The sequence below is a fragment of the Streptomyces sp. NPDC030893 genome (assembly GCF_055571535.1).
In genome coordinates this window covers 251,880-265,440 of the sequence record NZ_JBVIFC010000005.1, presented here as the reverse complement: position 1 = coordinate 265,440, position 13,561 = coordinate 251,880, and the positions used below count along the sequence as shown (strand labels likewise).

Genomic DNA, 13,561 nt, shown 5'->3' with positions numbered 1-13,561 from the left:
GGCCGGCGGGACCCGCTTGGCGTCGCCGCCGGCGGCGACGGACGATGGGAAGGAGGGGGCGCCGCGCCGGGCGGGCTCCGGGGCGGAGACCCCGGACCTGCTGCCGGACGTCCCTCATGCGCGTTCCTTCACGTCGAAAGCCGTCGCTCGGGGCGGGATACGGGCCCTGCGGACGTGCGGGCCCGGACCGTCGGGAGAGTCGAAGATACAAAAACTATTGACTTGTTTCACCGGGTGCGTCAATAGTCCGGACACGACGGAGAACGGAGTCCTCATGAGCGGCACACCGCACACGTCCGGTGTCCCGGCCGGTCCCGGCGGCGGGGCGGGGCCCCGCCCGGGCGCGGACCGCACCGCCCCCGTCCCGTTCGCACCGGGCGCCATCCTCTGGGACATCGCCGGTGACGTCCGGCTGCTGTTCTCCCTGCCCGCCGCCCTCGTCCTCCAGGTCGCCCACCCCGCGGTGGGCGCCGGCGTCGACGAGCACTCCGTGTTCCGCACCGACCCCTGGGGCCGGGGCCGGCGCTCGCTGGACTCGCTCCAGCTCTGGGTCTACGGGGGCGAACAGGCCCTGGAGGAGGGCCGCAGGCTCCGCACACTGCACAAGAGCATCAGCGGCACCGACACCCGGGGCCGCGCCTACCACGCGCTCGCCCCCGCCTCCTACGCCTGGGTGCACGCCACCGCCTACCCGGTCTTCCTGAGGGCGGCCCAGTACCTCTCCCGCCCGTTCGACGAGTCCGGCGCGCGCCGCCTCTACGAGGAGCACCTCGCCCTCGGGCGGATCCTCGGCATCGCCCCGCGCGACATGCCAAGGACCCCGGAGGAGTTCTGGCCGTACTTCGACGCGATGGTCCGGGACGAACTGGAGAGGACGGCCGTCGTCTCGGAACTGCTCGACCCCCGGCGGTCCGTACCGCCACCGCCCGGCGCCGGCCCGCTGCTGCGCCGGCTCTGGCCGGTGCTCCGCCCGCCCGCGGCCCGGCTGAACGTCTTCGTCGCGACCGGCCTGCTCCCGCCCGCCGTACGGGACCGGCTGGGCCTGGACTGGACGGAACGCGACGAACGCAGACTGCGCCGCTTCGGCGCCGTCGTCCGCACCGTGGTCCCGCTGCTGCCCGAGCGCCTGCGCTACCTGCCCAGGGCTTACGCGGCCCGCCGCGCCGCCCGCGCCTGAGGACTCGGCCGGCGGCCTGCGAGCGCGGGCCGCCGGTCCGCTCACCGTTCGGCCGGGGTGATGCGGCGTCCCGTGAGACGCGCGGGCCGGATCGACACCCACATCCCGCGCTCGCCCCCGGCCCACGGTGTGCTGTGGGCGCGCTCGGCCAGCCGCCGCGCCTCGCAGGGCTCCGTGACGGCCCGCGCGGGGCCTACGGCCAGCACGCTCCAGCCCTGGCTCATGGCCTCGTCCAGGTGGTCGACCTCGAAGGCGACCTCGGCTCCCGCCGCGGCCGCCGGGACCGAGCCCGGAGCGGTCCGGAAGGCGATCGCGTCGTCGACGACCTCGTAGTTGACCGGCACCACGGCGGGTCCCTCGGCCGTGGTGACCGAGACCCGTCCGACCCCGTGGGTGGAGAGCAGGGTCCGGCATTCGTCGGGCTCCAGGTCGCGCAGCCGGGGGTGCGCCAGTGCCGTGCCCTGCCCGGGCGGCAGATCGACACCACCGCCGCGCAACGCCTGGACGCTGGTGTGCAGCGCCTCGGCCAGCCGGATCAGAGTCGCCGTGCTGGGGGCGCCGGGCTGCTCCTCGAGGTAGGCGAGGTAGTCCGGTGCCATCCTGGCGCGCCGGGCCGTCTCCTCCCGGCTCAGGCCCATCCGTTCGCGTTCGGCGGCCACGCGCCGACCGATGTCGCCGGGATCGGGCGGATCGGCGGGCGGGTGCGCGCCCCCGCCCGCGTCGCTTCCGGGTTCGCCTCCGGGATGCCTGACGTGGGCGTCGGGCCCGGGGAAGACGAGCGTCACGTCGTGCGTGTCCGACCAGCGCACGTCGTACGGGGGTGTGCCGTCGTCGTGGCGCAGCCCGACGATCTCGCCGTCGCGCCTGGTCGCGCCGGTGGTGGGACTCTCGATGACGAGGTGGTCGCCGAGGTGGGCTCGCATGACCGCCGCCCCTTTCCTTCAGGTGATCCGCCGCCTGCCCGGGACGGGTACCCCGATCCACCGCACGGCCCGGCCGGCCGTTCCCCTACCGGCGGGCGCGCCGGCGGGCGACGAGCAGGCCGAGGGCCGTGCCCACCAGGAGCGTGACCGTGAGGACGCTCCACAGCGGGAGCGTGACGGTCGGGACCCACAGTCTCATGGTCACCGACGCGGTGTTGGCGGCGATGAACCAGATGGCCAGACCGGCGAGCAGTACGAAACCGATGGTGCGCAGCCTGACGTTCCGCCCCTTGACCGACACGGTCGGCGGATCGTAGGCGTGAGCCGTTCTCCGTGCCATGTAGGTCATTGTCGGACGAACCGCCCGTGACCGCGACAGGAGCCCGCGGTCAACGCGCACCCCGGCGGCCGGCTCCGCCCCCGCGATGCCGCCGTACCGCGGACCGGCAAGGGTGTCGAGCCCCTCGGTCACGACCATTGCCGACGGCAACGCACCCCGCTATGTTAATCCGAAATCACATGTGCGTGGCGGGGTTCCTCGCGCCTTGGTCGCACAAATGGCAAGTCTGCGAGAGCACCTGAAACCATCTGGCCCATCAGGGAAGCAGGTAAGTCAATGCAAAACCTCAGCAGGCGAAAGGCCCTGTCGCTGGGTGTCGCGCTCGGTCTCGTGGGCGTGGCGAACCCCGTCCAGGCGTGGGCGTCACCGGGCCCGGGGACCAGAGCCGCCACCGGGACCGGTCCGGAGTGGATCTGGGACGACGCGGCGGACCCCCTGATGGCCTCGATGCTCGACAACGGCCACGTGCCGGCGATCAACACCGCGTGGGGATCGTGGGTGAACAACAACGACCCGCTGCCCGGCGGCATGCCGGCCGAATTCACCGCGTACCTGCGGCAGGTGAACCGACTCCCGTCCTGGGCCGACCAGGCCAAGCTGACCCGCGCCGCCGACTTCAACCGGCGCCGGGACACGTACCTCTTCATGCTGTACGGCCTCGGCAGCGGCATCATGAGCACGGTGATCCCGCGCGAGGCCAAGAGCGTCTACTGGTCGGCGGGCGGCGCCGACATGAAGGACCGCGCGGCCAAGACGTTCACCTTCGGCTACGACCTGTCCGAGCTGGGAGCCTTCAAGCCGTCGGGGCAGTTCGTCGTCACCGCGAACAAGACGCGCGTGGTGCACGCCGCGGTGCGTCACCTGCTGCCGCAGTCGCCGCACTGGCGGGCGGTCGCCGACGAGACCATCCCGATCAGCGCCGCCGACATCCTGGTCACCTTCCACAGCCTGGGCACCTACGTGCACCGCAAGCTGCTCGACTGGAGGATCCCGTACTCGGCGGCGGACCAGGAGGCGTTCCTGCACTCCTGGCAGGTCGCCATTCACCTGCTCGGTGTGCCCTACGAGCACATCCCCAAGACCTGGGCGGCCGCCGAGAAGCAGTCGGCGCAGGTGCTCACCCCGATCCTCAGCCCCTCCACCGAGGGCATCAGGCTGGCCGAGGAACTGCTCGGCCTGACCGCGGAGATCGACTTGGGCGTCACGCGCGGGTTCCTGAACGAGTTCGTGCGCTACGTCCTCAGCGACGAGGTCGGCGACTGGCTGGGACTGAAGCGCGACTACGCGGCGGCGGCCCTGGTCCGTACCGCGTGGCCGGCGTTCATCCTGTTCCGTGAGGGGCTGTCGCCCGTCATGCCCGGCACCTTCTACATGTTCGACCAGTTCATTCGTGCCCTGGCCATGCTGTTCCTCAACAAGGGCTCCTCCGGGACCACCACGCCCATCACGATTCCCACCGGCAACAGGCCCGGCTGAGCCGTCGATCCGCACCCGGACGCGTACCCGCCCCGCGGCGGACGGACTGAGGGGCGGAAGTCGAAGCGCCCGTCACACAAGGCACTTCACGCCATGCCGCCTCGGCCGTCCGCCGCTCACAGCCCCAGGGCGCCCACGACCAGCGCGGTCACGGCCTCACGACGGCCGGGGCCGTCCTCCCAGCGCAGTCTGCGTCCCGCCTCGACCACCACGCCGAACCCCGCGTGCACCAGCACCCGGGCCTGACGCGGGTCCAGCTCCGGGCGGGCCAGCCGCAACTGCTGCTCCCAGACGGCGATGTGCTCACGCTGCGCGAGCACCACGGGCCGCCGCAGACCGGGCGGCAGCCCGGCGAGCTCGGCCTCGGCGACACTGTTGAGCTCGGTGTACTCGAAGCAGTACGCCACATACGTCGCCGCCAGCGCGACGAGCGCGTCGTACGGCCCGGACACCTCCCGCAGATTCCGCTCCACCCCCTGGGCCAGCAGTCCCGCCGCCTGGAGGCAGGCCGCCGCCAGGATGTCGATCTTTCCGGGGTAGTGACGGTAGAGCGCGGACGGGGTCAGGCCCACCGCCGTGGCGATCTGCCCGTTGGTGACGTTGGCGAACCCGTCCCGGGCGAACAGCGGGACGGAGGCGGCGAGGATCTCCGCGCGCCGGGTGCGCGGCACCGGCCGGCCGGGCAGCTCGACGGGATGCGTACCGAGCCGGCCCGCCGCCGGGTCCGTCCCGGCCACCCCCAGCGCGGAGGCCAGCAGCAGCTTCTCGGCCCGGCGCTGGGCGATGGAGGTGTGATGCATCGTGATGGACCCGATCACGCCGAGGGCCGCCGTGGCCCGCAGCCGCTCGTCGGCCAGTGGGTGCTCACGCTGCACCGCCTCGTCGACCCGCTCGACGAGCCGGCCGAACTTCACCCCGAGACACCGCCGGTCCTCACGGTCGAGGTACCGGGCCTCCCACCGGTACACGCCGCCCGACGCGCGATGAGCGACGGTGACCCGGGTGACGGCGCTGAGCACCTCCGTCAGGGCCGCCTCGGACGGCACCTCGTCGAGGGTGGCGACCAGTCCGTCCACCATGAGATGGGCGCACGCGGCGAACAGCGCGTACTTGTTCGGGAAGTGCCGGTACAGAGCGGTCGCGGTGATGCCCACCCCGGCGGCGACCTCCTCCATGGACGCATTGTGGTAGCCGCGCTCGCTGAAGACCCGCCCGGCCGCGGCGAGGATCAGCTGCTTGCGGTTACGGGGCCGGGTGGCCGGGGCCGGATCGGCGGTCGCGGCCGAACGGGCGGACGGGGAGGCGGGGGCCATGCGCGTCAGTCAATCACAGGCCCCGGAAGGCCGGACGCCCTCGGCCGGGACCGCGCGGGAGGTGACTCCGGGATCACTTCCCGGATGCCTCCCCGTCCCCGGTGAAGGTGAGGACCGGCTTGACCACACTGCCGTCCCCCATGGCGGCCACGGCCGCGCCGATCTCCTCGAAGGGGAACGTGGTGACAAGCCGGTCGAGCGGGAGCAGGCCGCGCCCGTACAGGCCGATCAGCTCGGGGACGAAGCGGCCGGGATCGGAGTCGCCTTCGAGCACGCCGTGGACACGGACGCCCTTGGCGAGCAGGCCCATCACGTCGAACGTGACCTCCCCGCCGAGTCCGAGGAGGGCGAGTTCACCGCGCGGGTGCAACGCGCCGACGGCCCGGCGGGCCATGTCCGCACGCCCGGTGGTCTCGACGACGTGGTGCGCACCACCGCCGGTGAGGTCGCGCAGCGCCGCCACCAGGCCGTCCCCCGGTGCCAGGGCAGCCTTGGCGCCGAGTTCGGTGGCCAGGGCGCGGCGGGAGGCGACCGGGTCGACGGCCACCACCGGGTCGCAGCCCACGGCCACCGCGGCCATCAGCGCGCTCAGCCCGACGCCGCCCGCGCCCAGGACGACCAGCGAGGAGCCCGGCTCGGGGCGCAGACGGTTGAGCACGGTGCCCGCGCCCGTCTGCCCGCTGCATCCCAACGGCGCGGCGACCGCGGCCGGCAGATCGGACGGCACCACGACCACACCGCGTTCGTGGACGACGGCGTACGTGGCGAAGCTGGACTGGCCGAAGAAGCCGGCGTGGAGCGGCTCTCCGCCGACGGAGAGCGGACTGGTGCCGTCGGCGCGTCCACCGGAGAAGTTCAGCGCCTGTGCGGAGCGGCAGTAGGCCGGATGACCCGCCCCGCACTGCTCGCAGGCGCCGCAACTGGCGAAGGTGAGGCAGACCCGGTCACCCGGCGCGACGCCGGTCACCTCCGCGCCGACCGCCTCCACGGTCCCGGCACCCTCGTGGCCGAAGACCATCGGGGTGAGCCGGCGCGGCCAGGTGTCCCGCATCCCCAGGTCGGTGTGACAGATACCGACCGCGGTCATCCGCACCAGCACCTCGCGCGGCCTCGGATCCCCGAGGTCCGCCTCCCGGACGGTGAACGGGGCGCCGGGCGCCTCGGTGACAGCGGCGCGAACGCGCCTCACGAGCCCTCTCCGGCGCGGTCCCCGGGGACGCGCTCGAGGAAGAAGTAGTAGAAGGGGCCCTCGGCGGGTACGCCCTTGGCGCGCATGATCCCCATCAGCGTGGTGTCGTCCACCTGCTTGAGGTGGTCGAAGACGGGCTGTCCGTCGTAGACCATGGTGGCCGTCACCTCACCGCGGAACTCGACGCTCCACAGGCTGGCCTCGCCCTTGCCGAGCTCGACGTTGGAGTACAACTCACCGTTCGCGTCACGGCACATCAGAGGCTTGGCGTCGTGCACGCCGGCGAACGTCTTGCCGTACCAGCCGGCCTTCTCCAGCATCCCGTCGAGGGGGTGGCCGGTGGTGAACTCGCCCCCCTTCCACTGACCGAGTATGTCCTCGGGCCGGACGGTGGCCAACACCGCCCAGATCTCGTCCAGTTGAGAGGGGTCGACGGGGCCGTCCCTCCCCTGCAACTCCCGGAACAGAGCGCGGGCCTCGGTCACGTCCATACGGGGTGTCCTCTCGTCGGTGCCGACACGACTGGTGCTGCGCCGGGCCCGGGCCGAGCGGCCCCCTCCCTCGCGCTTAGCGATCGTTCAGGAGAACCCGACATCCGGCACCCGACCCGAAGTCACTCTCCCGGTATCGATCCACAAAAACAAGTGTCAGTACAAGAGTTGACCGCCCGAGCGCCACCACCTTTCCGCGATGTCGAGGCATCAAGGTTCGTTGAGCGCCCGCTAAGGGAGGGAGCCGCCCTTCATCACGGTTGAGTTCCGAGCCGGAACTATGGCTTCCATCACAGCCAGTAGTAATCTTGTCCTGGTGTGATCGCCGGATGCTCGGTTTCCTCGTCCGTCTCCTGCCCTTCTGGGTCCGTGAGCCCCTGCTCATCGTGGTCGGGTCCGTCTTCGGCGTGCGCATCATGTATCTCGCCGTGCGCGACGGGGAGTGGGTGCCGGCCGTGATCGGCACGGTCTTCCTGGTGTTCACCGCGGTGCGCGTCCGCGCGGTCCTCCGTGCCCTGCGCGCACGCCGGACCCCGAACCCGGCGGCCCCCGAGGGCGGGACGGTGTCCGACACCGCTGCCCAGCCCCAGCCCCAGCCCCAGCCTCCGGCTCCGGCGCGGCAGCGTCCGGCCCCGGCCGCTGCGGAGAAGGAACCCAACGCGTGGGGTCAGGCCCTCGCGGCCGTGGCCGTGTTCGCGGCACTCGGGGCCGCTGTGTGGCTGGGACCGCGATTCCTGCCCGCCGACACCACCGGCGCACCGCGGGCCGTCTCGTGCCCGAGCGGGGAAGGCGAGGAGCTGCCGAGCGCCTACACCGAGACGCCCCAGGTGGTGACCGGAGACGAGCTGTGCAAGGCGCTCAACGGCTCCGACCTGGCCCGACTCCTCGGAACGCCCACGGAGACCGCGACCGCGGCGTCCGGCACCAGCAACACCGCGCCGCTGACCGACGGGAAGGTCGCCCAGCCGGAGGCCAAGGTCGAGTTCGACACGTACACCGTGCACGTCTCGGTCACGTACAACGAACTGTCGATCGCCCAGTACGTGAAACTGATGGAGTTCGGGGACGAGACGGACGTCAGGACCCTCTCGGTCCACGGCCGCCCCGCGGTCCTCTTCTCGGACCACACCATGAAGATCGAGATCGACCTCGGAAGCGGCGGATCCGGCGGACCCGTCCAGCAGGGCCCCCAGGCCAGAACGCTCACCGTGGCCCTCGACGGGAAGGACCGCGGCGGCTACTACGACATCACCGTGTGGAGCACATCCGGAACCGGCGCCCTCCCGGCCGACAGCGTCCTCCTCGACATCGCCGGGAGGATGCTCCCGGCGATCCCCGAACGGACCGCGTGACGAGGCTCCCGAGCCCACTCACTCCGCGGTCCGCCGGGTCGGCACGCCCACCGTCGTGAGCCGGCGGTGGGCGTGCCGGCCCGGTTGCCGCAGCGAATCCGGCCGGATGGCGACTCCGGTGATCGCCGCCCCGTCAGCCAGACCTGTTGCGCCACTGCGGCGCTGGTCGTCACGGCGCTCGTGTTCGCGTTCCTGTGGGCGCGCATGGAGCCGGGTGCTTAGGACACGGTCGCGGTCATGCCGTTCATGGACGATGCCGGTACCTACTGGATGTACGTGCTCAGCCGGGCCTTCGGCTGGTCGGGGCTGCTGTGGGCCCGGGGCACGGTCGTGCTCGGCCTGTTGCTGTCGGGGCCGCGGTCCGCCCGACTGCCGGTCTCCCGACCGGTGTTGGAGCGCTGACACCGCACCACGAGCCTGACGACGATGGCACTGATGTGCGCGCACGCGCTGATGGTCGCGGCGGAACTCGTCCGCTACGAGACGAAGGTGGACTGGGCCGAGCGGCTGGGCGGGCCGAGGGGAGACGGACTGACCGCTCCGTGCCGCGTCGTCTGTCCCGCACCGCTGCTGCGGCAGCCCCACAGGGACCGGCGCCGGCCACGCGGCCCGGACCGGCGGACGCGGGCCGCCGCGCCAGGGGATGACTTCTTCGCCGCGGCCGTCAGTGGGCGTCACTGGACCGTCGTACGGTCGAGAAGGTGCGGGCGGTGGGGACGAGGGCGGCGGTGGCGGGTGCCGCGAAGCAGACGAACGCGCAACCCGCCAGGACCGCCGTGGCGCCGAAGGCGTCGATGGCGGGGGCGATGACGGCGAGTCCGACCGGGGCGAGACCGTAGGAGAGCAGGAAGTCCAGTGAGGAGACACGGGCCAGCTTGTCCGGGGCGACCTCGCGCTGGGCGGCGGTGAACCACGGCACGTTGAAGAGTTCGATGCCCATGCCGGCGACGGCGTAGGCGGCCATCACGGCGACCGGGTGCACGGGGAACACCAGGCTGAGCGGGGCGAAGCCGTAGCAGGCCAGGCCGGCGAGGGCGGCCCGGCCGGGGGAGCGCGGGCGCCAGCGCGCGATGAGCAGCGCACCGCCCAGCGCCCCGGCGGTGTAGGCGGTCATCGCGCCGGCGAGGACCACCTCGGTCCCGTACTCGTCCCTGCTGACCATGGGCAGGGCGACGCCGGTCGCGGAGTAGCCGGTGGCTATGACGGCCGTCAGCGCGCCCAGACCGGCGAGGAACCAGGGGTGCCTGCGTGCCTCGCGGACGCCCTCCGCGAACTCGGCGACGAAGGACATCCGGCCCGCACCGGCCGAAGGCTCCGACGTGTTCTCCACAGCCGCCCCGGGCCGTGCGCCGCGTCCGGGAACGCAGGCCGCGACGAGCCAGAGCAGCCCGATGCCCACCAGCAGTGCCCACGTGTCCAGGAAGACGGCGAGCAGCGCGGCCAGAGAGGGGCCCACGAGCGTGGTGACCCGCACCGCCAGGGTCATGGCGGCGTTGGCCTGCTGCCTGCGGCCGGCGTCGACCACCTCGGCGGTGAGGGCCTGGTAGGCGGGTCGGCAGGCGCCCTGGCCGGCTCCCGCCACCGCGGCTGCGGCCGCCATCAGCAGCACCGAACGTTCCAGTCCGGCGGCGATCACCGGTGCCGCGGCTCCGGCGGCCAGCCCCGCCCACAGCACGACGCCCCGGCGGGAGTGCCGGTCGGCGAGCACCCCGGCCACGGGAACCGCGGCGAGGAAACCGACGGTGCGCGCTGCGAGCAGCAGGCCGAGGTCGGTGGCGGCCAGGGTCCGGTCGAAGACGGCGAGGCCGAGGACGAAGGGCAGGGCCCAGGTGGCCAGGCCCGATGCGGTGGCGCCCGTCCAGAGGCGGAGGAACGCCAGGTCGAGCAGGACCGAGGGCTGATCCGGGGGAGGGGGCCCGGTGGCGGTGGAAGGGGCGGAGGGGGTGGGCACGAGGGAGTACTCCAGTCCTGTCAGTGGCGGCGGTCGGACGCGAACCGGCTGCAACACCCTTGTCCCAACAGTCGGGTTGTGCGACGGGACCGGCCGGGTCGAGCGGCGGGGGCGGCGCCGGCAACACACTATCGCAGTGATAATCATTTCCATTAAGGTGCTGCCGGTCGCCCTCGGTGGCGGGCGCCGCGACCCCGTGCTGCCAGTCGCTCCGCACTGCCTGCCGGGCCGGAGGGTGTGCTAGGTTCCTGAACATGAACATGATTTTCATTAGCGAGGGAAAGTGAAGGTACCGCACAAGCCGGCGCCCGCGGGCCCTGCGTCCTCGCCGCGCACGGGCGCGGACGCGGCCGGCCCGGACGGGGCGTCGGCGCCCCGGCCCGGGAAGCCAGTGCGAGCTCAATCCGCGTCCCGCAAGGGGCTGTTGCTCGGCTGCGCGGTGTCGGCCGCCGTCCTGCTCGTGTCCGTCGTCGTCGCCATCGGGCTCGGGCCCGCGGTCGTCACCCCGGGTGAGACCGCCCGCCATCTGTGGGCGGCTCTCAGTGGAGGGCGCATCGGCCACGACGAAGTGACGACCTATCAGATCATCTGGCAGATCCGTACGCCGCGCGTGCTGCTCGCGGCACTGGTGGGGGCCGGCCTGAGCGCGGTCGGAGTGGCCATTCAGGCCATGGTGCGCAACGCCTTGGCCGATCCCTTCGTCCTCGGGGTCTCCTCGGGCGCCTCCGTGGGTGCCGTCGGGGTCACGGTCACCGGTGGGCTCGCGGTACTCGGCATCCACGCCGTCTCCGTCGGCGCCTTCATCGGTGCACTCGTCGCCTCGCTCCTGGTGTACGCCGCCTCCTCCAGCCGGGGCGCGCTGGCCCCGCTGCGCCTCGTGCTGACGGGCGTGGCCATGTCGCTGGGTTTTCAGGCTGTCATGAGCCTGATCATCTACTTCGCTCCGGACAGCGAGGCGACGAGCATGGTCCTGTACTGGACCATGGGCAGTTTCGGTGCCGCGACCTGGGGCGCGCTGCCCGTCGTCGCCACCGTCGTGTCGGCCGGAATCGCGGTTCTGTACCGGTACGGGCGGGCGCTGGACGTGCTCTCCCTCGGGGACGAGACCGCCGCGAGCCTCGGCTTCGATCCCGACCGGTACCGCAAGGTGCTGCTGGTGCTCGTCTCGCTGGTGACGGGCGTCATGGTCGCCGTCAGTGGCGCCATCGCCTTCGTCGGACTGGTGATGCCGCATGTGGTGCGGATGGTCGTCGGTGCCACGCACGCCCGCGTGCTCGCTGTGGCCCCACTGGTCGGGGCGATCTTCATGGTGTGGGTCGACCTGACGGCACGGACCCTGGTCGCCCCGCGTGAGCTGCCCCTCGGGGTCATCACCGCGCTGGTGGGAGTGCCCGTCTTCATCGCCCTGATGCGGCGCAGGGGTTACACCTTCGGAGGGCGCTGACGTGGACCTGGAACTCGATGAACTCTCCGTGGTGACGGACGGCAGGAGCCTCGTGCGCGAGCTGTCCCTGACGGTGCCGGACGGCCAGGTCGTGGGGCTCGTGGGGCCCAACGGAAGCGGCAAGTCCACCGCGCTGCGATGCGTGTACCGGGCGCTGCGCCCCAGCTCCGGAACCGTCCGGGTGGGTGAGCAGGACCTGACCCGGCTACCGATGCGCCACAGCGCACGGACCATCGCGGCCATGACCCAGGACGGCGGCGTCGACTTCGACTTCACGGTCGAGGAGGTCGTCGCGCTCGGACGCGCGCCCCATCTGCCCGGCAACCGGACGCTCAGTGGCCGGGAACGCGCGTTGTGCGAGCGGGCGATGGACCGGCTCGACATCCGGCACCTCGCGCACCGGGGCGTTCTGACGCTGTCGGGTGGCGAGCGCCGGCGCGTCCTGCTGGCCCGCGCGCTCGTGCAGGAACCGGAGATCCTCGTCCTGGACGAGCCGACCAACCACCTGGACGTCCGCCACCAGGTCGACCTGCTCTCGCTCCTGCGTGCCTCCGGACTCACCGTCCTGGTCGTCCTGCACGACCTCAACCTCGCCGCGGCGGCCTGCGACCGGCTCGGCGTGCTCTCCCGAGGCCGCCTGGTCGCCTCCGGCGCGCCCGCGGACGTGCTGACGACGGAACTCGTCGGTGACGTCTTCGGTGTCCGGGCCAGCGTCGTCCCCCACCCGCTGACGGGTGGTCCCCAGCTCCTGTATTCGCTCGACTCCACCCGCTGAAAGGCTGTTCACGCATGCGTACAACCCGAAACCTCACCACGGCCCGCCGGCCCGCCGCTCTCGGCTCCGCCCTGGCGGCGGCCCTGGTGCTCGGCGGGTGTGGTGCCGAGGTCACCTCGGACGCCAAGGAGTCCGGCAAGGTCACCGTCAAGCGCTGCGGCGAACCGGTGGAGTACACGGTGCCCGAGCGGGCCGTCGCCTACGAAGGGGGCAGCGCGGACAAGTTGTTCGCCCTCGGTCTGACCGAGCACGTGCACGGCTATGTGATGCCGCCCGCGAACCCGCCGGTGAGCGAATCCCCGTGGGCGTCCGAGTACGCGAAGGTGACGATGCTCAGCGACGACCTCCTGAACAAGGAGGTCGTGGTCGAGGCCAAGTCCGACTTCGTGGTGGCCGGCTGGAACTCCGGCTTCAAGGACGAGCGGGGCATCACCCCCGAGATCCTGGACAAGCTCGGCATCCAGAGCTTCATGCACACCGAGAGCTGCTTCAACTATCCCGGCCACCCCGAGAAGAAGACCCCCTTCGAGGCCCTTTACACCGACCTCGAACGACTGGGCAGGATCTTCCGGGTCGAGGAGAAGGCCACGGAAGTCGTCGACGGGTTGAGGAAGCGCGTGGCGGAGGTCAAGGCGAAGGCCCCGGGCGGCGACCCGGTGCCCGTCTTCCTCTACGACTCCGGTACCGACCAGCCGTTCACCGCGGGCAACCAGGTACCTCCCCACGACATCATCGAGACGGCAGGCGGCAAGAACGCCTTCGCCGGCCTCGACGAGCGCTGGACCCAGGTCAACTGGGAATCCGTGGCCGAAGCCGAGCCCGAGGTCGTCGTCATCCTCGACTACGGTGACCTGCCCGCCGAGAAGAAGATCGACTTCCTGAAGAAGTCCCCCCACACCAGGGAACTTCCGGCCGTGAAGAGGAACAACTTCTTCGTCCTCGACTACAACGAGGGCATCAGCGGCCCCCGCAACATCGACGGCCTGGAGAAGTTCGCCGCCTACCTGCGCGAACTCAAGGGCTGATTCCTCGCACGCCACGGCCTGTCGACAGGCATCTGTCGGCAGGCCCGAACGCCGCCGGACCGTCCTGCGGCGTGACCGCGCGCCATCCCGTCGTGTGACAAGAAA

General features: G+C 71.9%; 12 protein-coding genes and 1 pseudogene. 7 read left to right on the top strand and 6 right to left on the bottom strand.

The features are described 5' to 3' along the window. The first annotated feature begins 274 nt into the window (after positions 1-274). Positions 275-1,177, top strand: a complete 903-nt coding sequence (locus tag ACZ434_RS13375) for an oxygenase MpaB family protein (RefSeq protein WP_468455016.1) — start codon at positions 275-277, stop codon at positions 1,175-1,177. Positions 1,178-1,218: 41 nt separating this feature from the next. Here ACZ434_RS13375 and ACZ434_RS13370 read toward each other — a convergent pair whose 3' ends face one another. After that, positions 1,219-2,100: a pyridoxamine 5'-phosphate oxidase family protein gene (locus ACZ434_RS13370; RefSeq protein ID WP_468455014.1), complete on the bottom strand. Its 882-nt coding sequence runs from the start codon at positions 2,098-2,100 to the stop codon at positions 1,219-1,221. An 85-nt stretch (positions 2,101-2,185) separates the two neighbouring features. Beyond that, complete coding sequence (locus ACZ434_RS13365; protein WP_468455012.1) at positions 2,186-2,440, bottom strand: DUF1049 domain-containing protein; 255 nt, start codon at positions 2,438-2,440, stop codon at positions 2,186-2,188. Positions 2,441-2,716: 276 nt separating this feature from the next. Between ACZ434_RS13365 and ACZ434_RS13360 the strand changes: the two genes are divergently transcribed. Next, the gene (locus ACZ434_RS13360) at positions 2,717-3,916 is read left to right on the top strand and encodes an oxygenase MpaB family protein (RefSeq protein WP_468455010.1); all 1,200 of its coding nucleotides are present in this window, start codon (positions 2,717-2,719) and stop codon (positions 3,914-3,916) included. Between the two features lie 116 nt (positions 3,917-4,032). Here the strand turns inward: ACZ434_RS13360 and ACZ434_RS13355 are convergent, their stop codons facing one another. From ACZ434_RS13355 to ACZ434_RS13345, 3 genes are all read right to left on the bottom strand, one after another. Next, positions 4,033-5,229, bottom strand: coding sequence for a TetR/AcrR family transcriptional regulator (locus ACZ434_RS13355; RefSeq protein WP_468455008.1), 1,197 nt, complete (start codon positions 5,227-5,229; stop codon positions 4,033-4,035). A 73-nt stretch (positions 5,230-5,302) separates the two neighbouring features. Next, the gene (locus ACZ434_RS13350) at positions 5,303-6,418 is read right to left on the bottom strand and encodes an NAD(P)-dependent alcohol dehydrogenase (RefSeq protein ID WP_468455006.1); all 1,116 of its coding nucleotides are present in this window, start codon (positions 6,416-6,418) and stop codon (positions 5,303-5,305) included. Beyond that, positions 6,415-6,909 (bottom strand): DUF4334 domain-containing protein, encoded by a 495-nt coding sequence (locus ACZ434_RS13345; protein ID WP_468455004.1) that lies wholly within the window; start codon positions 6,907-6,909, stop codon positions 6,415-6,417. Before ACZ434_RS13345 ends, ACZ434_RS13350 begins: the two co-directional genes overlap by 4 nt. Positions 6,910-7,238: 329 nt before the next feature. On the opposite strand from ACZ434_RS13345, the gene ACZ434_RS13340 reads away from it, so the two are divergent. After that, positions 7,239-8,261 carry a DUF6215 domain-containing protein gene (locus tag ACZ434_RS13340; RefSeq protein ID WP_468455002.1) on the top strand — a complete coding sequence of 341 codons (1,023 nt, stop codon included), beginning with the start codon at positions 7,239-7,241 and terminating at the stop codon, positions 8,259-8,261. A gap of 204 nt (positions 8,262-8,465) precedes the next feature. Next, positions 8,466-8,771: pseudogene (locus ACZ434_RS13335) on the top strand (ferric reductase-like transmembrane domain-containing protein); the annotation flags it as partial. Between the two features lie 154 nt (positions 8,772-8,925). On the opposite strand, the gene ACZ434_RS13330 reads toward ACZ434_RS13335, so the two are convergent. Then, positions 8,926-10,212, bottom strand: coding sequence for an MFS transporter (locus tag ACZ434_RS13330; RefSeq protein ID WP_468455000.1), 1,287 nt, complete (start codon positions 10,210-10,212; stop codon positions 8,926-8,928). A gap of 391 nt (positions 10,213-10,603) precedes the next feature. On the opposite strand from ACZ434_RS13330, the gene ACZ434_RS13325 reads away from it, so the two are divergent. Genes ACZ434_RS13325 through ACZ434_RS13315 form a run of 3 tightly spaced genes read left to right on the top strand, consistent with a single transcriptional unit; the run spans position 10,604 to position 13,456 of the window. Continuing rightward, positions 10,604-11,656, top strand: a complete 1,053-nt coding sequence (locus ACZ434_RS13325) for a FecCD family ABC transporter permease (protein ID WP_468454998.1) — start codon at positions 10,604-10,606, stop codon at positions 11,654-11,656. Between the two features lies 1 nt (position 11,657). After that, the gene (locus ACZ434_RS13320; protein ID WP_468454996.1) at positions 11,658-12,431 is read left to right on the top strand and encodes an ABC transporter ATP-binding protein; all 774 of its coding nucleotides are present in this window, start codon (positions 11,658-11,660) and stop codon (positions 12,429-12,431) included. A gap of 14 nt (positions 12,432-12,445) precedes the next feature. Next, positions 12,446-13,456, top strand: coding sequence for an ABC transporter substrate-binding protein (locus ACZ434_RS13315; RefSeq protein WP_468454994.1), 1,011 nt, complete (start codon positions 12,446-12,448; stop codon positions 13,454-13,456). The last annotated feature ends 105 nt before the right edge of the window (positions 13,457-13,561 follow it).

Excerpts from the sequence above, each read along its gene's own strand:
- ACZ434_RS13375 (WP_468455016.1), top strand. The coding sequence starts at position 275 with ATGAGCGGCACACCGCACACGTCCGGTGTCCCGGCCGGTCCCGGCGGC.
- ACZ434_RS13370 (WP_468455014.1), bottom strand. The coding sequence starts at position 2,100 with ATGCGAGCCCACCTCGGCGACCACCTCGTCATCGAGAGTCCCACCACC.
- ACZ434_RS13365 (WP_468455012.1), bottom strand. The coding sequence starts at position 2,440 with ATGGCACGGAGAACGGCTCACGCCTACGATCCGCCGACCGTGTCGGTC.
- ACZ434_RS13360 (WP_468455010.1), top strand. The coding sequence starts at position 2,717 with ATGCAAAACCTCAGCAGGCGAAAGGCCCTGTCGCTGGGTGTCGCGCTC.
- ACZ434_RS13355 (WP_468455008.1), bottom strand. The coding sequence starts at position 5,229 with ATGGCCCCCGCCTCCCCGTCCGCCCGTTCGGCCGCGACCGCCGATCCG.
- ACZ434_RS13345 (WP_468455004.1), bottom strand. The coding sequence starts at position 6,909 with ATGGACGTGACCGAGGCCCGCGCTCTGTTCCGGGAGTTGCAGGGGAGG.
- ACZ434_RS13340 (WP_468455002.1), top strand. The coding sequence starts at position 7,239 with ATGCTCGGTTTCCTCGTCCGTCTCCTGCCCTTCTGGGTCCGTGAGCCC.
- ACZ434_RS13315 (WP_468454994.1), top strand. The coding sequence starts at position 12,446 with ATGCGTACAACCCGAAACCTCACCACGGCCCGCCGGCCCGCCGCTCTC.